The sequence below is a fragment of the Cupriavidus sp. MPR-AND1C genome (genome assembly GCF_058809705.1).
Genome location: NZ_JBXASU010000079.1, coordinates 17,252 through 34,065, shown reverse-complemented (window position 1 = coordinate 34,065; position 16,814 = coordinate 17,252). Strand labels below are relative to the sequence as shown.

The 16,814-nt window shown below is 62.7% G+C and carries 17 protein-coding genes and 1 tRNA gene; all 18 read right to left on the bottom strand.

All coding sequences use genetic code 11. The features are described 5' to 3' along the window. Positions 1 to 595: NUDIX domain-containing protein (locus tag AC1RWI_RS29855; RefSeq protein WP_492870109.1), on the bottom strand; the 595-nt coding region annotated here is incomplete at its 3' end. Between the two features lie 52 nt (positions 596 to 647). Continuing rightward, positions 648 to 956: a DUF2818 family protein gene (locus AC1RWI_RS29850; protein ID WP_492870108.1), complete on the bottom strand. Its 309-nt coding sequence runs from the start codon at positions 954 to 956 to the stop codon at positions 648 to 650. Between the two features lie 22 nt (positions 957 to 978). Then, positions 979 to 2,454 carry an NADH-quinone oxidoreductase subunit NuoN gene (gene nuoN / locus AC1RWI_RS29845; protein WP_492870107.1) on the bottom strand — a complete coding sequence of 492 codons (1,476 nt, stop codon included), beginning with the start codon at positions 2,452 to 2,454 and terminating at the stop codon, positions 979 to 981. An 18-nt stretch (positions 2,455 to 2,472) separates the two neighbouring features. After that, positions 2,473 to 3,939: an NADH-quinone oxidoreductase subunit M gene (locus tag AC1RWI_RS29840; RefSeq protein WP_492870106.1), complete on the bottom strand. Its 1,467-nt coding sequence runs from the start codon at positions 3,937 to 3,939 to the stop codon at positions 2,473 to 2,475. Positions 3,940 to 3,952: 13 nt separating this feature from the next. Further along, positions 3,953 to 6,052: an NADH-quinone oxidoreductase subunit L gene (gene nuoL, locus AC1RWI_RS29835; RefSeq protein ID WP_492870105.1), complete on the bottom strand. Its 2,100-nt coding sequence runs from the start codon at positions 6,050 to 6,052 to the stop codon at positions 3,953 to 3,955. A gap of 59 nt (positions 6,053 to 6,111) precedes the next feature. Further along, positions 6,112 to 6,417, bottom strand: a complete 306-nt coding sequence (gene nuoK / locus AC1RWI_RS29830) for an NADH-quinone oxidoreductase subunit NuoK (RefSeq protein WP_006156828.1) — start codon at positions 6,415 to 6,417, stop codon at positions 6,112 to 6,114. Between the two features lie 16 nt (positions 6,418 to 6,433). Further along, positions 6,434 to 7,084: an NADH-quinone oxidoreductase subunit J gene (locus tag AC1RWI_RS29825; RefSeq protein ID WP_492870104.1), complete on the bottom strand. Its 651-nt coding sequence runs from the start codon at positions 7,082 to 7,084 to the stop codon at positions 6,434 to 6,436. A gap of 143 nt (positions 7,085 to 7,227) precedes the next feature. After that, on the bottom strand, positions 7,228 to 7,719 hold the full coding sequence (gene nuoI, locus AC1RWI_RS29820; protein WP_006156830.1) for an NADH-quinone oxidoreductase subunit NuoI: 492 nt from the start codon (positions 7,717 to 7,719) through the stop codon (positions 7,228 to 7,230). Positions 7,720 to 7,784: 65 nt separating this feature from the next. After that, positions 7,785 to 8,849 carry an NADH-quinone oxidoreductase subunit NuoH gene (gene nuoH / locus AC1RWI_RS29815; protein ID WP_043344744.1) on the bottom strand — a complete coding sequence of 355 codons (1,065 nt, stop codon included), beginning with the start codon at positions 8,847 to 8,849 and terminating at the stop codon, positions 7,785 to 7,787. 18 nt (positions 8,850 to 8,867) lie between these two features. Further along, positions 8,868 to 11,246, bottom strand: a complete 2,379-nt coding sequence (gene nuoG / locus AC1RWI_RS29810) for an NADH-quinone oxidoreductase subunit NuoG (protein ID WP_492870103.1) — start codon at positions 11,244 to 11,246, stop codon at positions 8,868 to 8,870. A 12-nt stretch (positions 11,247 to 11,258) separates the two neighbouring features. Next, positions 11,259 to 12,554 (bottom strand): NADH-quinone oxidoreductase subunit NuoF, encoded by a 1,296-nt coding sequence (gene nuoF, locus AC1RWI_RS29805; RefSeq protein ID WP_043344740.1) that lies wholly within the window; start codon positions 12,552 to 12,554, stop codon positions 11,259 to 11,261. Position 12,555: 1 nt separating this feature from the next. Next, on the bottom strand, positions 12,556 to 13,062 hold the full coding sequence (gene nuoE / locus AC1RWI_RS29800; RefSeq protein WP_006156834.1) for an NADH-quinone oxidoreductase subunit NuoE: 507 nt from the start codon (positions 13,060 to 13,062) through the stop codon (positions 12,556 to 12,558). Between the two features lie 212 nt (positions 13,063 to 13,274). Next, a complete protein-coding gene (locus AC1RWI_RS29795) occupies positions 13,275 to 14,528 on the bottom strand; it encodes an NADH-quinone oxidoreductase subunit D (RefSeq protein ID WP_006156835.1) in 1,254 nt (417 codons plus the stop codon). A gap of 9 nt (positions 14,529 to 14,537) precedes the next feature. Beyond that, the gene (locus AC1RWI_RS29790; RefSeq protein WP_043344736.1) at positions 14,538 to 15,137 is read right to left on the bottom strand and encodes an NADH-quinone oxidoreductase subunit C; all 600 of its coding nucleotides are present in this window, start codon (positions 15,135 to 15,137) and stop codon (positions 14,538 to 14,540) included. A gap of 1 nt (position 15,138) precedes the next feature. Beyond that, a complete protein-coding gene (locus tag AC1RWI_RS29785) occupies positions 15,139 to 15,621 on the bottom strand; it encodes a NuoB/complex I 20 kDa subunit family protein (RefSeq protein WP_006156837.1) in 483 nt (160 codons plus the stop codon). A 6-nt stretch (positions 15,622 to 15,627) separates the two neighbouring features. Then, a complete protein-coding gene (locus AC1RWI_RS29780; protein WP_006156838.1) occupies positions 15,628 to 15,987 on the bottom strand; it encodes an NADH-quinone oxidoreductase subunit A in 360 nt (119 codons plus the stop codon). 164 nt (positions 15,988 to 16,151) lie between these two features. Continuing rightward, positions 16,152 to 16,236, bottom strand: a tRNA-Leu gene (locus AC1RWI_RS29775). A gap of 208 nt (positions 16,237 to 16,444) precedes the next feature. After that, positions 16,445 to 16,813 (bottom strand): preprotein translocase subunit SecG, encoded by a 369-nt coding sequence (gene secG, locus AC1RWI_RS29770; RefSeq protein ID WP_043344735.1) that lies wholly within the window; start codon positions 16,811 to 16,813, stop codon positions 16,445 to 16,447. Position 16,814 lies beyond the last annotated feature (1 nt).

Sequence of the window (16,814 nt, the reverse complement as noted above, 5' to 3'; positions counted from 1 at the left end):
CCCATACCCCCGACACCACCTTCTCCAGCCAGAACGCCCCGATGATCGTCTTCACGTCGGTAATCCGCCCCGAGCGCACCCAATCGATCACCTGCCCCGCCGGCACGATAAACGTCTCGAGGAATTCGCCTTCATCGAGCTGTGCCGGCCCGGCGGTCAGGCCCCGCGCCAGGAAGATATCGATAAACTCGGTGGAATACGAAATGACGGGATGGATGCGCGTGAGGTAATCCCAACGCCGCGCGCTGTAGCCGGTTTCCTCCCGCAGCTCGCGCTCGCCGCAGCGCTGCGCGCCTTCCTGGGGATCCAGCTTGCCGGCAGGAAACTCCAGCATCACTTCACCAACCGGGTAGCGGTACTGCCGCTCCAGCAGCACAGTGCCATCATCGAACAGCGGGATCATCATCACCGCGCCCGGATGCAGCACGTATTCCCGCCCGGCATGCTTGCCGTCGGGCAGCTTGACGATATCTTGCTTGAGAGTGAGGAATCTGCCTGTGTGCAGCGTGGCGGACGCCACGCACACTTCCTTCAGGCCTTGATCGCTGCCAGCGGCGATCTCGCTGGCGTCCAGCGTGTCAATCTTGTCGCTCATGAAAGCTCCGGGTCCGGACGCGGCCGGCCCGGGCGCCTTCGCTACCCGGCTGTCAAGCCGCGCGATGTTTGACGAGGTACTGCCAGGTGAAGCCCGGGAAGGCAAACACCAGCATCATGCAGGCGGTAATGGCGTAGAACTGCCAGCCCTGCGGGAAGGCGTTGCCCAGCCCCGCCTCCACGGCGAAGCCGGCCAGGCCCGCCACCACATACCAGGTGATCAACTCAGCCAGCCTCATCCACAGCGGCTTCCTGGCCAAACGCAGCGGAATCAGCGCGAACAGCCGCTGGTTGATGAACGGCAGGTTGGCACAGACCAATGCCAACAAGATGACAAACCAGCCCGCCGCAGATGAACTCATATCGCTACGCCGCCGTGGTGCATCAGGACGCCAGCGTGGCGCGGATCGCCTGGTAGCACAGGTTCATCAACGCTGCGGGGAACAGGCCCAGGGCAATGATGACCGCGCCGTTCAGCGTCAGCATCGAACGCAGGCCAAAGCTGGACTCCAGCTTGCGCTCGTCGGCCGGCGCATCGAAGTACATCAGCTTGACGATACGCAGGTAGTAGAACGCGCCGATCAGCGAGAACAGCACGGCCGCCACGGCCAGCCAGGTCATGCCGCTCTTGACCACGGCTTCGAGCACCGCCAGCTTGGCGTAGAAGCCCATGGTCGGCGGAATGCCGGCCAGCGAGAACATCATCACCAGCATCAGCAGCGCGTACCAGGGGTTCTTGCGCGACAGGCCCTTGAGGTCGTCCAGGGTCTCGGCTTCGAAATCCTTGCCGGCGCGCAGCAGCACGATGCCGAAGGTGCCCAGCGTGGTCAGCACGTAGGTCACGGCATAGAACATCGACGAACCGTAGGCGCTGGCGGCGCCGTCGGCCTTGCCGTCGGCCACGCCAGACAGCAGGCCCAGCAGCAGGAAGCCCATGTGCGAGATGGTGGAGTAAGCCAGCATCCGCTTCAGGTTGGTCTGCACGATGGCGGTCAGGTTGCCGATGGCGAGCGACGCCACGGCCAGCACCATCAGCATGACTTGCCAGTCCACCGCGAGCGGCAGCAGGCCTTCCACCAGCAGGCGCAGCGCCATGGCGAACGCAGCCAGCTTGGGCGCGCCAGCGATCAGCAGCGTCACCGCGGTCGGCGAGCCCTGGTAGATGTCCGGGATCCACATGTGGAACGGTGCGGCGCCCATCTTGAACGCAATGCCGGCCACGATGAAGACCACGCCGAAGGCCAGCATGGTGGTGTTGACGCGGCCCGATTCCACCACGCGGAACACTTCGCCCAGGTTCAGCGAGCCGGTGGCACCGTACAGCATGGACATGCCATACAGCAGGAAGCCCGAGGCCAGTGCGCCCAGCACGAAGTACTTGATGGCGGACTCGGAGGTCACGCGGTTGTCGCGGCGCAAGGCCACCAGCGCGTACGATGCCAGCGACAGCAATTCCAGGCCCAGGTACAGGGTCAGGAAGTTGTTGCCGGTAATCATCACGATCTGCCCGCCGAGCGTGAACAGCGCGAGCATGTAGAACTCGCCGCTGAACATGTCGCGGTCGGCCAGGTAGCTACGGGTGTAGACCAGCGTGACGAACAGCGCCGCGGAAGCGAAGGCCGACAGCAGGTTGGCCATCGGGTCCACCACCACCAGGTTGGCGAAGGCGTAATGGGTCTCGCCGGCCACGCCGTTGATGCCGAACCACGCGGTCAGCACCAGCGTGATCAGCAGCGACAGCGGATAGGCCACGCTGGTGCGGTTCTTGCCGCGGGCAAGGTCGATCCAGTTGACCGCGGCGATCCCGATCGCCAGGAAAATGATTGGCGCCACAGGTGCCAATGTCGAGGACGGTTGCATGTTTGTTTCTCTCCCCGATTACAGCTTCGACTGCGCCACGTGCGACAGCAGGTTCACCACGGAAGCGTGCATCACATCGGTGAAGGGTTTCGGATACAGGCCCATATACAGGGTCATGATCGCCAGCAGGCCGAGCATCAGGAACTCGCGCTTGCTCAGGTCGGCCAGCTCGGCGACGTGCTTGTGCACCACGTCGCCAAAAATCACGCGCTTGACCATCCACAGCGAATAGGCGGCGCCCAGGATCAGTGCTGTGGCTGCCAGCAGGCCGATCCAGAAATTGAACTTGACCGCGCCCAGGATGACCATGAACTCACCGACGAAACCCGAGGTAGCCGGCAGGCCGCAGTTGGCCATGGCGAAGAACACCGACAGCGCCGCGAACTTCGGCATGGTGTTCACCACACCGCCGTAATCGGCGATCTGGCGCGAGTGCACCCGGTCATACAGCACGCCGATGCAAAGGAACATCGCGCCCGAGATAAAGCCGTGGGAGATCATCTGGATGATGCCGCCCTCGATGCCGATCTCGTTGAAGATGAAGAAGCCCAGCGTGACGAAGCCCATGTGGGCGATCGACGAGTACGCCACCAGCTTCTTCATGTCGGCCTGCACCAGCGCGACCAGACCGATGTAGATGACGGCGATCAGCGAGATCGCGATGATGAACGCAGACAGGCTATGGCTGGCGTCGGGTGCGATCGGCAACGAGAAACGCAGGAAACCGTAGGCGCCCAGCTTCAGCATGATGGCGGCCAGCACCACCGAGCCGCCGGTCGGCGCTTCCACGTGGGCGTCGGGCAGCCAGGTGTGGACGGGCCACATCGGCACCTTCACGGCGAAGGCCATGAAGAAGGCAATGAACAGCGCTATCTGCTCGTTCATCGACAGCTTGGCCTGGTGCCATTCGAGGATCTCGAACGTACCGGTCTTGCTGTACAGGTACAGCAGCGCAACCAGCGTCAGCAGCGAGCCGAGCAGCGTGTAGAGGAAGAACTTGAAGGCCGCGTAGACACGGTTCGGGCCGCCCCAGACACCGATGATGATGTACATCGGGATCAGCGTGGCTTCGAAGAACACGTAGAACAGCATGCCGTCGAGCGCGCAGAACACGCCGACCATCACGCCCGACAGGATCAGGAACGCTGCCATGTACTCGGCCACGCGCTCGGTGATCACCTCCCAGGCGGCGATCACCACGATCACCGTGATGAAGGCGGTCAGCACCACGAACCACATCGAGATGCCGTCGACACCCAGGTGGTAGTTGATGTTGAAGCGCTCGATCCAGCCCGACTTCTCGACGAACTGCATGGCCGCCGTGGAGCGGTCGAAATGAAACACCAGAGGCAGCGTGACGATGAAGCTGACGATGGAGCCGAACAGCGACATCCAGCGCACATAGCAGCGGCTGCGGTCGGAACCCGAGGCTAGTATCAGCAGGCCAAAAAAGATCGGCAGCCAGATAGCGAAAGACAGAACCATTTTCTTGTTTTCCTTACTTGGTGCCCACTGTGGCGAGTGAGGTGCCGAACACCGTCATCGTCAGCAGTACCAGCATGCCCAGGATCATGGCGAATGCGTAATGGTAGATATAGCCGGACTGCAGGTAGCGGCTCACCGAAGCGAACCAGCCGACCACACGTGCGGCACCGTTGACCACCAGGCCATCGATCAGCCCCTGGTCGCCGCCCTTCCACAGGCCGGTGCCAAGCAGACGTGCACCGCGGGCAAACACTGCCTCGTTGATGGCGTCCATGTAGTACTTGTTGTCGAGCAGCGTGTACAGGCCCGAGCAGCGTTGCTTGATCGCGGCGGGGATATCCGGGCGCTTCATGTAGAAGAACCAGGACAGCACCACACCCGAGATGGCCAGCCACAGCACCGGCGTGGTCAGCGAATGCAGGCCCATCGCCACCCAGCCGTGGAAGGCTTCGGTCAGCTCCGCCATCGCGTGGTGGTTCTCACCCACGTAGATCACGTTCTTGAAGGCCACGCCATTCTTGAAGAAGTCGCCGAACAGCATCGGGCCGATCGCGATCGCGCCGATCACCACCGACGGGATGGCCAGCAGCACCAGCGGCAGCGTGACGACCCACGGCGACTCGTGCGGCTTCTCGCCCGGGGCCAGGCCGTGATGATGGTCGGCCGTTGCCTCCTCATCGTCATGGTTGCCCTCGTGATGCGCGTGGTGGTCCTCCTTGCCGAAACGCTCTTCGCCGTGGAACACCAGGAAGTACATGCGGAACGAGTAGAACGCCGTGACGAACACCCCGGCCAGCACCGCGAAGTAAGCGAATCCCGAGCCCGGGATATGCGACTCGGCCACGGCCTCGATAATCGAGTCCTTGGAGTAGAAACCAGCAAAGAACGGCGTGCCGATCAGGGCCAGCGAGCCCACCAGCGAGGTGATCCAGGTAATCGGCATGTACTTGCGCAGGCCACCCATGTTGCGGATGTCCTGATCGTGGTGCATGCCGATGATGACCGAGCCCGCGGCAAGGAACAGCAGTGCCTTGAAGAAAGCATGGGTCATCAGGTGGAACACGGCCACCGAGTACGCCGACGCGCCCAGGGCGACGGTCATGTAGCCCAGCTGCGACAGCGTGGAGTAAGCCACCACGCGCTTGATGTCGTTCTGGATGATGCCCAGGAAGCCCATGAACAGCGCGGTAATGGCGCCGATCACCAGCACGAACGACAGCGCGGTGTCCGACAGCTCGAACAGCGGCGACATGCGCGCGACCATGAAGATGCCGGCCGTCACCATGGTGGCGGCGTGGATCAGCGCGGAGATCGGGGTCGGGCCTTCCATCGAGTCAGGCAGCCACACGTGCAGCGGGAACTGCGCCGACTTGCCCATGGCGCCGATGAACAGGCAGATGCAGGCGACCGTGATCATCAACCAGTCGGTGCCCGGGAAGATCACCGTGGCGAGCTGGTCGCGCGCGGCGAAGACTTCGGTGTAGTTCATGCTGCCGCTGTAGGCCAGCAGCAGGCCGATGCCGAGGATGAAGCCGAAGTCACCCACGCGGTTGACCAGGAACGCCTTCAGGTTGGCGAAGATGGCGGTCGGGCGGGTGTACCAGAAGCCGATCAGCAGGTACGACACCAGGCCCACAGCTTCCCAGCCGAAGAACAGCTGCAGGAAGTTGTTGCTCATCACCAGCATCAGCATCGAGAAGGTGAACAGCGAGATGTAGGCGAAGAAGCGGTTGTAGCCGGGGTCTTCGCTCATGTAGCCGACGGTGTAGATGTGCACCATCAGCGAGACGAAGGTCACCACCACCATCATCATCGCGGTCAGCGAGTCGACCAGGAAGCCCACTTCCATCTTCAGGTCGCCGATCTTCATCCACTCGTACACGGTGGCGTTGAAGCTCGCGCCGTTCATGACGTCCATCAGCACGATGATCGACAGCAGGCAGGAAATCGCCACGCCGAGAATCGTCACGGTGTGGGCCAGCGTGCGGCCGGCGCGTGTCTCCGAGGAGAATGTGCTGAAGAACTTGGTGCCGAACAGGCCGGCGATGGCTGCACCGGCGAGCGGTGCGAGCGGAATCGCCAGTAGCAGGTTGGGGTCGAGCGTGGTTGCCATAGGACGCTTAGTGGTGTGCGGTCGGAGAACGGTCTTGATTCATAACGTAGCGGCGCGGATCAACCCTTGAGGGTGTCCATGTCGTCCACGTTGATCGTGTCCAGGTTGCGGAACAGCACGACCAGGATTGCAAGGCCGATTGCCGATTCGGCCGCAGCCACCGTGAGGATAAAGAAAACGAAAACCTGTCCTGCCAGGTCGCCCAGATAGTGCGAGAAGGCGACGAAGTTCATATTGACCGCAAGCAGCATCAGCTCGATCGCCATCAGCAGCACGATCACGTTCTTGCGGTTCAGGAAAATACCAACGATGCTGATGGCGAACAGGATCGCACCGAGCACGAGGAAATGGGCGAGAGAGAGCACAGCGTTTCTCCGGGCTTTAGTTCTTGTTAGCGGCAGCCGCGGCATCCGGGCTGGCTTGGGCGCCGGCACGGGCTTCGCTGGGCATCGAGACCAGGCGCACGCGGTCCTGGCGGCGGGTACGCAACTGCTCGCCCACGTCTTGCGACTTGTTGTCCTTGCGGCGGCGCAGCGTCAGCGCGACGGCGGCGATGATCGCCACCAGCAGGATGATGCCCGCCACTTCAAAGGCGTAGATGTAGTCGGTGTAGATCAGCTTGCCGAGCGCGGCCGTGTTGGAGTAGTCCGGGCCCTGCGCCACGTTGTTCAGCGGCACCGTGGTGCCGATGAAGTTACGCACCAGCACGGTGGCCATCTCGCCGATGATCAGCGCGCCGATCACCGAAGCCAGCGGCACATAGGTCCAGAAGTCCCGCCGCAGGTGCTCGATGTCGATATCGATCATCATCACCACGAACAGGAACAGCACCATCACGGCGCCCACGTACACCAGCACCAGCAGGATGGCGAGGAATTCGGCCTTCAGCAGCATCCAGATCGCGGCTGCCGTAAAAAACGACAGCACGAGGAACAGTGCGGAGTGCACCGGGTTCTTCGCAGTGATGACTTTCAGTGCGGAGAGCACCAGCACCAGCGCAAAGACATAGAAGATGGTGGTCGTGAGTTCCATGGTCCTCGTCGAGCCTTCCGGCACAAGCCACCCCTGGTGGCCTGCCCTTGCGGCATCCTTTTCGTTAGCCCCACACGGGGCCCGATTCACAATGCATTGGCAACGCCCGCCAGGTTCGGCGGGCATGCCCTGTAATGCGCTTATCAGCGATACTTGGCGTCCGCGGCCTTGGCCGCGGCGATCTGCGGCTCGTAGCGGTCGCCCACTGCCAGCAGCATGTCCTTGGTGAAGTACAGGTCGCCGCGCTTTTCGCCGTGGTATTCGAGAATATGCGTCTCGACGATGGCGTCGACCGGGCAAGCTTCTTCGCAGAAGCCGCAGAAGATGCACTTTGTCAGGTCGATGTCATAGCGCGTGGTGCGGCGGGTGCCATCGGCGCGGGCATCGGACTCGATGGAGATGGCCACAGCCGGGCAAACCGCTTCGCACAGCTTGCAGGCGATGCAGCGCTCTTCGCCGTTGGGGTAACGGCGCAGCGCGTGCAGGCCGCGAAAACGCGGCGACATCGGCGTTTTCTCTTCGGGGAACTGGACCGTAATCTTGCGGGCGAAGAGATAGCGCCCGGTCAGAGCCATGCCCTTGAAGAGTTCCTTCAGGAGCAGGCTGTTGAAGAAGTCCTTGATGGCGAGCAGCATGACGATTGCTTCCTAATGATTCCGCAGGGCGCCGCCTGTCGTGGCAGCGCCCCTGCTTTGGCCGTTCAATGCCAGATATTCCAGGGCGACCGGATCCAGATCGCGACGATGACCAGCCAGCCCACCGTCAGCGGGATGAAGATCTTCCAGCCCAGGCGCATGATCTGGTCATAGCGGTAGCGCGGGAACGAAGCACGAATCCAGATAAACACCGACAGCAGCAAAAATACCTTGATCACCAGCCAGAAGAAGCCCGGGACCGCATTGGTGATGAAGCTCTCGAACGGCGGCGCCCAGCCCCCCAGGAACATCAACGCGGTCATCGTCGAGATGACGATCATGTTGATGTACTCAGCCAGGAAGAACAGCGCGAAGCCCATGCCCGAGTATTCGATCATGTGGCCGGCAACGATTTCCGACTCGCCTTCCACCACGTCGAACGGGTGGCGGTTGGTTTCGGCCACGCCGGAGATGAAGTACACGCCGAACATGGGCAGCAGCGGCAGCCAATTCCACGACAGTACGTTGATCCCCATGTTGGCGAAATAACCGGTGTTCTGCGAGTTGACGATGGCCGACAGGTTCAGGCTACCCGACACCATCAGCACCGTCACCAGGGCAAAGCCCATGGCGATTTCATACGACACCATCTGCGCCGCGGCACGCATGGCGCCGATGAAGGCGTACTTGGAGTTGGAGGCCCAACCGGCCAGGATCACGCCGTAGACGCCAACCGAGCTGATCGCCATCACGTACAGCAGGCCGGCGTTGACGTTGGCCATCACCACTTCGGCCTGGAACGGAATCACCGCCCAGATCGCCACGGCGGGCATCAGCACCATCAGCGGGGCAACCAGGTACATGCCCCGGCTGACCTGCGTGGGCATCATCACTTCCTTGAGCAGCAGCTTGAGCACGTCGGCGATCGGCTGCAGCAGGCCCAGCGGCCCGACTCGGTTCGGGCCGATACGCACGTGCATCCAGCCAATCAGCTTGCGCTCCCACAGGATCAGGTAGGCCACGCACAACAGCAGCGGCACCACAATGACCACGGCGCGAATCAGGATCCACAGCGGCGTCCAGGCGCCGCCGAAGAGATTCTGTCCTTGCGAGGTAATCCAATCGATCATGTTTCTTTCTCGCTCTTCTTATGCCGTGGCCGCCGGCTCGGCCGCGCCCTTCGCGGTGGCGGCCAGGTCGATGGCTTTCTCTACGGTGACAGTGCCAGACGGCGCACCCAGCGTGGTCGCGGCAACGGTGCCAGCGGACACGCGCACGGTGCCGGCAGGCAACATGGCTTCGAGGGCGGCCGGCAGCACCACGCTGCCCTGCCCTTGCGTCACGCGCACCGGGTCGCCAGCCTGCACACCCAGCGAGGTGAACAGGTCGGCCGACAGGCCGGCTTGCATGGCGCGGCGAGCGGCTGCGGACAGTTGCAGCGAATCGGCACGGCGCACGATCGGGTCGGCGTGGTAGATCGGCACATCGGCGATGCGTTCGATCCCACCCGCGACCTGGGCGGTAACGCGGATGGCCGCGTCGGTGCCATTGTTCAGTTGCGGTGCGACCGGCTTGGCCAGCACTTCGTCGCGCACGCTTTCGGCGGTCTCGAAGTCGAAGCCAGGCACGTCCAGCAGGTTGCCCAGCACGCGCAGCACCTTCCAGCCCGGACGCGAATCGCCCAGCGCGCGGACGACGCCGTTGAAGCTTTGCGGCAGGCCTTCGCAGTTCACGAACGTGCCGGCGGTCTCGGTGAACGGGGTCACCGGCAGGATCACGTCGGCGTATTGCAGCGCGGCGTCCGAGCGGAACGCGGACAGCACCACCACGGTGCCGGCCTGGGCCAGCGCAGCCAGCGCCTGGGTCGGGTTGGCGGCATCGAACTCGGGTTCCGTGTTCAACAGCACGTAGGCACGGCGCGGCGTGTCGAACATGGCCTGCGCATTGGCGCCGCCGTTCTGCGGCAGCGCGCCGGCGATATAGCCACCGACGGTGTTCGCGGCTTCGGTCAGGAAGCCCAGCGTGGCGCCGGTTTCCGTGGCGATCCACTGTGCCAGCGCATGCAGCGCGGCGAATTGCGGGTGACGCACGGCCTCGTTACCGAGGAACACCGCGCGGCGCTCGCCCGACAGCAGCGCGTCGGCAACCAGCCTGGCCTTGTCATCGCCATCGAAGCCATCGGTGCCCGCCGGAGCGGCCACGCCCTTGGCAGCGGCAACGGCACGTGCCACGCCGGCCAGGGCTGCGGTCCAGCCGGACGGCGCCACGTCAATGCGTGCGGCCAGCGGCATCAGCAGATCGTCAGCGCTGGCGCCGAGGACGGCCACGCGGGCCCCCTTCTTGCCAGCCTGGCGCAAACGCGCGGCCAGCAGCGGATGATCCTTGCGCAGGGCGGAACCGATCACCAGCACGCGTTGCAGCGCGGAGACATCGGCGATCGGCAGGCCAAGCCACGGCGCGCCCTTGATGGCGGCCGAGAAATCGGTCTGGCGCTGGCGGAAGTCGACGTTGTCGCTGCCCAGGCCACGCACCAGCTTGCCCAGCAGGTGGAGTTCTTCCAGTGTGCTGTGCGGGCTGGCCAGCGCGGCGATCTGGTCGGCGCCATGGTCGCGCTTGATGCTCGCGAGGCCGTTGGCCACGTATTCCAGCGCGGTCTGCCAGTCGGTTTCCATCCACTCGCCGCCCTGCTTGACGAGCGGCTTGGTGAGGCGGTCCGGGCTGTTGAGGCCTTCGTACGAGAAGCGGTCCTTGTCGGACAGCCAGCATTCGTTGACGGCTTCGTTGTCCAGCGGCAGCACGCGCATCACGCGCTGGTTCTTGGTCTGCACCACCAGGTTCGCGCCCAAGCCATCGTGCGGCGACACCGACTTGCGGCGTGCCAGCTCCCAGGTACGTGCCGAGTAGCGGAACGGCTTGCTGGTCAGCGCGCCGACCGGGCAAAGGTCGATCATGTTGCCGGACAGTTCCGAATCCACGGTCTGGCCAACGAAGGTCGTGATCTCGGAGTGCTCGCCGCGGCCCAGCATGCCCAGCTCCATCACGCCGGCCACTTCCTGGCCAAAGCGCACGCAGCGGGTGCAGTGGATGCAGCGGCTCATCTCTTCCATGGAGATCAGCGGGCCCACGTTCTTGTGGAATACGACGCGCTTTTCTTCCTTGTAGCGCGATTCCGATGCACCGTAGCCCACCGCCAGATCCTGCAACTGGCACTCGCCGCCCTGATCGCAGATCGGGCAGTCCAGCGGGTGGTTGATCAGCAGGAATTCCATCACCGACTTCTGGGCCTTGACTGCCTTCTCCGAATTGGTGAAGACCTTCATGCCAGGGGTGACCGGCGTGGCGCAGGCGGGCAGCGCCTTGGGCGCTTTCTCAACCTCAACCAGGCACATGCGGCAGTTCGCCGCGATGGACAATTTACGGTGGTAGCAGAAGTGCGGGATGTAGGTGCCCAACTGGCGGGCGGCTTCCATCACCAGGCTGCCTTCAGCAACCTCAACCTTCTTGCCGTCGATCTCGAGTTCAACCATGTTCTGCCACGCTTAAGAGTAGGCCGGAACCATGCACTGCTTGTGTTCGACGTGATATTCGAACTCTTTCCAGTAGTGCTTGAGCATGCCGCGGACCGGCATCGCTGCCGCATCACCAAGCGCGCAGATAGTGCGGCCCATGATGTTTTCAGCGACGTTATTGAGCAGGTCCAGATCTTCCTGGCGCCCTTCTCCGTGTTCGATACGATTCACCATGCGATAGAGCCAGCCGGTGCCTTCACGGCACGGCGTGCACTGGCCGCACGATTCTTCAAAGTAGAAATACGACAGACGCAGCAGCGAGCGAACCATGCAGCGCGTCTCGTCCATCACGATCACCGCGCCCGAGCCCAGCATCGAGCCGGCCTTGGCGATCGAGTCATAGTCCATGTCGGACGCCATCATCATGTCGCCCGGCACCACCGGCGCGGACGAGCCGCCCGGGATCACTGCCTTGATGCGCTTGCCGCCGCGCATGCCGCCGGCGAGTTCCAGCAGGGTCGCGAACGGCGTGCCCAGCGGGATCTCGTAGTTGCCGGGGCGCTCGACGTCGCCGGAGATCGAGAAGATCTTGGAGCCGCCGTTGTTCGGCTTGCCCATCTTCAGGTAATTTTCCGGCCCGATCGACAACAGGAACGGCACCGCGGCAAACGTTTCCGTGTTGTTGATGGTGGTCGGCTTGCCGTACAGGCCGAAGCTGGCCGGGAACGGCGGCTTGAAGCGCGGCTGGCCTTTCTTGCCTTCCAGCGATTCGAGCAGCGCGGTTTCCTCGCCACAGATGTAGGCGCCGTAGCCGTGGTGGGCGTGCAACTGGAAGTCGAAGCCCGAGCCCAGGATGTTGTCACCCAGGAAACCGGCGGCACGCGCCTCTTCGAGGGCTTGCTCGAAGATCTTGTACTCGTTCCAGATCTCGCCGTGGATGTAGTTGTAGCCCACGGTGATGCCCATCGCGTACGCACCGATGGCCATGCCTTCGATCAGCGCATGCGGGTTGTAGCGGATGATGTCGCGGTCCTTGAAGGTACCGGGCTCGCCCTCGTCGGTGTTGCAGACCAGGTATTTCTGGCCGGGGAACTGACGCGGCATGAAGCTCCACTTCAGGCCGGTGGGAAACCCCGCGCCGCCACGGCCGCGCAGGCCGGAGGCCTTGACGTCCGCGATCACCTGTTCGGGCGTAATCTTCTCGGTCAGGATGCGCTTGAGCTGCTGGTAGCCACCGCGCTTGACGTAGTCGTCGAGGTGCCAGTTGCTGCCATCGAGGCCAGCCAGGATCAGCGGCTTGATATGACGGTCGTGCAGAGAGGTCATGTTACTTGTCCCCCTTGGCTGCAGTGCTGCCGGCGGCCTTGAGCTCGTCGACGAGCGCGTCCAGCTTGGCGTCGCTCATATGGCTGCACATGCGGGTATTGTTGACGATCATCACCGGTGCGTCGCCGCAGGCACCCATGCACTCGCCTTCCTTGAGGGTGAAGGTGCCGCACGGGGTGGTTTCGTTGTAGCCGATCCCCAGCTTCTGCTTGAGGTAGTCGCCGGCACGTTCGCCGCCGGAGAGTGCGCACGGCAGGTTGGTGCAGACGGTCAGCTTGTACTTGCCGACCGGCTTGGTGTCGTACATGTTGTAGAAGGTTGCGACCTCCTCGACCCATACCGGCGGCATGTCGAGGTAGCTGGCAACAAACTGCATGACTTCCGGGGAGACCCAGCCCACTTCGCCCTGCGCCACGGCCAACGCCGCCATCACGGCCGACTGCTTCTGGTCAGCCGGATACTTGGCGATCGCGCGATCGATTTCCTTGAGAGCTTCTGCTGATAGCATGGTCGTTGCTGTAATACGCCGTGTCATTTGCGGATCTGCGCCGCCACATGGCGCGCATCCCGCAGGTTTGCAGCCGTCGCTGCCGTTGCAGCCCGCATGTCAAAGGCATGCCGGGCTCACCGCGGGTTTCCCGTGACCGGACACGATCTTTTGTGGGTCCGTGCCAGGGGCGCCCGGATCGTCGTCCGGGGCCGGCGGCTCTTGTTAGCTCGTCAGCGGTCGATTTCGCCGAAGACGATGTCTTGCGTACCGATGATCGTTACCGCATCCGCAATCATGTGGCCCTTGGCCATTTCATCCAGTGCGGCCAGATGGGCAAAGCCCGGGGCACGGATCTTCAGGCGATACGGCTTGTTCGCACCGTCGGAGATGGCATAGATGCCGAACTCGCCCTTCGGGTGCTCCACCGCCGCATAAGTCTCGCCTTCGGGCACGTGAATGCCTTCGGTGAAGAGCTTGAAGTGGTGGATCAGCTCTTCCATGTTCGACTTCATGTCCACGCGCGACGGCGGCGCAACCTTGTGGTTGTCGCTCATCACCGGGCCCGGATTGCGGCGCAGCCAGTCGATGCACTGCTTGATGATGTTGTTGGACTGGCGCATTTCTTCCACGCGCACCAGGTAGCGGGAGTAGCAATCGCCGCCCACGCCCACCGGCACCTGGAAGTCCATGCGGTCATACACTTCGTAGGGCTGCTTCTTGCGCAGGTCCCACTCGATGCCGGAGCCGCGCAGCATCGGGCCGGTAAAGCCCATCTGCAGCGCACGCTCGGGGCTCACCACGCCGATGCCAACCAGGCGTTGCTTCCAGATCCGGTTGTCCGTCAGCAGCGTCTCGTATTCGTCGACGTACTTCGGGAAGCGGTTGGTGAAGTCCTCGATGAAGTCCAGCAGCGAGCCCGAACGCGCTTCGTTCATGGCCTTGATGGCGCGCTCGTTGTGGATCTTCGACGCCTTGTATTGCGGCATCGTGTCCGGCAGATCGCGGTAGACGCCGCCCGGACGGTAGTAGGCCGCGTGCATGCGCGCGCCCGACACCGCCTCATACATGTCGAACATGTCTTCGCGTTCGCGGAAGGCGTACAGGAACACCGCCATCGCGCCCACGTCGAGCGCGTGCGAGCCGATCCACATCAGGTGGTTCAGCAAGCGCGTGATTTCGTCGAACATCACGCGGATGTATTGCGCACGGATCGGCACCTCGAGACCCAGCATCTTCTCGATGGCCATCACGTAGGCATGCTCGTTGACCATCATCGACACGTAGTCGAGGCGGTCCATGTACGGCACGCTCTGGATCCAGGTTTTCTGCTCGGCCAGCTTTTCGGTGGCACGGTGCAGCAGGCCGATATGGGGGTCGGCGCGCTGGATGACTTCGCCGTCCAGCTCCAGCACAAGGCGCAGCACGCCGTGTGCCGCAGGGTGCTGCGGGCCGAAGTTAAGGGTGTAATTCTTGATGTCTGCCATTGCGCGTTCTCAGTGCTGCAAGCCGCCGTAGTTCTCTTCGCGGATCACGCGGGGCGTGACCTCGCGCGGCTCGATCGTGACGGGCTGATAGATCACCCGCTTTTGCTCGGGGTCGTAGCGCATCTCGACATAGCCCGAGACCGGGAAATCCTTGCGGAACGGGTGGCCGACGAAACCGTAGTCGGTCAGCAGGCGGCGCAGGTCGTTGTGGCCTTCGAACACGATGCCGTAGAAGTCGAACGCCTCGCGCTCGAACCAGTTCGCCGAGTTCCAGACGTCGGTCAGCGAAGGCACCACGGGCACGTCGTCGTCCGGCGCGAACACGCGTACGCGCAGGCGCCAGTTGTGCTTGATCGAGATCAGGTGCGTCACGGCCGCGAAACGGGAGCCGTCCCAGGCGCCGTCGCCATAGGTGGAATAGTCGACGCCGCACACATCGAGCAGTTGCTCAAAATGCAGTGAGGGATCGTCGCGCAGCATCAGCGCGCTTTCCAGGTAGTCATCGGCCTTGACGATAAGGGTAATCTCGCCTAGCGCCTCTACCAGTTTCTGGATACGCTTGCCCAGTACCTTTTCGAGCGCGGCCTTCAGAGTATCGAGGTTCGACATGTCAGCCCTTGCGCGCGATGGTGTTGGTGCGACGGATCTTGTTCTGCAGCTGGATGATGCCGTAGATCAGCGCTTCCGCCGTCGGGGGGCAGCCAGGCACATAGATATCCACCGGCACGATCCGATCGCAACCACGCACCACCGAATACGAGTAGTGATAGTAGCCACCGCCATTCGCGCAGGAACCCATCGAGATCACCCAACGCGGCTCTGCCATCTGGTCATAGACCTTGCGCAGCGCGGGGGCCATCTTGTTGCACAGCGTGCCGGCCACGATCATCACGTCCGACTGGCGCGGCGACGGGCGGAAAATCACGCCGAAGCGGTCCATGTCGTAGCGCGCGGCGCCAGCATGCATCATTTCCACAGCGCAGCACGCCAGGCCAAAGGTCATCGGCCAGAGCGACCCGGTGCGGGTCCAGTTGATCAGCTTGTCAGCGGTAGTCGTGACGAAGCCTTCATTGAGAACGCCTTCGATTGCCATATCAGATCACTCCCAATCGAGCGCGCCCTTTTTCCAGATGTAGACGAAGCCCACGATGAATTCCAGCAGAAACACGCCCATGGCGAAGAAACCCGGCCAGCCGATATCCCGCAGGGCTACACCCCAGGGAAACAGGAAGGCGGTCTCGAGATCGAACAGGATAAAAAGAATAGCGATGAGGTAGTAGCGCACGTCGAACTTCATGCGCGCGTCCTCGAACGCTTCGAAGCCGCACTCGTACGGAGAGAGCTTCGCGGGATCAGGTTTGTTTGGACCGAGAATTCGGCCAATCGACATCAGTGCAATGCCGAGCACGACACCGAAGATGATGAAGATGAGGACGGGGAAGTAGGCTTCGAGATTCAAGGTACGGCCAGCCTTATCTGGAATGTTGTCAACAGCACCAGCGGTAAGCGGCGTCCTGTTGCCCACCCCAAGCGCCATTCCGTAGAAATTACGACGCCGCCTTGCGGACTGGCCGGGGCATGCATCCGGGATGGTCTCCGGATGCATGCCCCGATCAAGTTGTTTGGTGCCGACGGCGAGACTCGAACTCGCACAGCTTTCGCCACTACCCCCTCAAGATAGCGTGTCTACCAATTTCACCACGTCGGCTGGGGGAGAAACAATATTGCCTCGCGCCGGGCTTTTCAGGGCCCTGGGTTTTTACACCCTTCGGAACTCTGGCTGGGATGCTGCTTTATCCTGGCTGGAGCCCCGTCGCTGGGGGATCGTTTCAAGCCTTGTATTCTAACCTAGGATTCTTGTTTTGTTCAATGCACAACAGCAAAAATCTTCAAGAATAAGTCACAAGGCTCGTTGATTATTTCGGTACAGCAGGCGCAGAAGGATTCGAGGCCGCGGCAGCCGATGCGGCAGCAGGCGCCGAAGCTCCCGCCACGGCCGGTGCCACCGCGGGCGCGGAGCCCATCACGCCCAGCGAAGCTGCCGGCCGATAGTTGCCCATCAGCGTCAGGCTCAGCGTGCAGATGAAGAACAGCGTCGCCAGCACGGCGGTGGTACGCGACAGGAAGTTGGCCGAGCCGGTGGCGCCGAACAGGCTGCCCGAGGCCCCCGAGCCAAACGCCGCACCAACATCGGCGCCCTTGCCATGCTGCAGCAGCACCAGGCCAATCACGCCAAGCGCGGACAGTATCTGCGCCACTACCAACAAAGTTTTGAAAATTGCCATT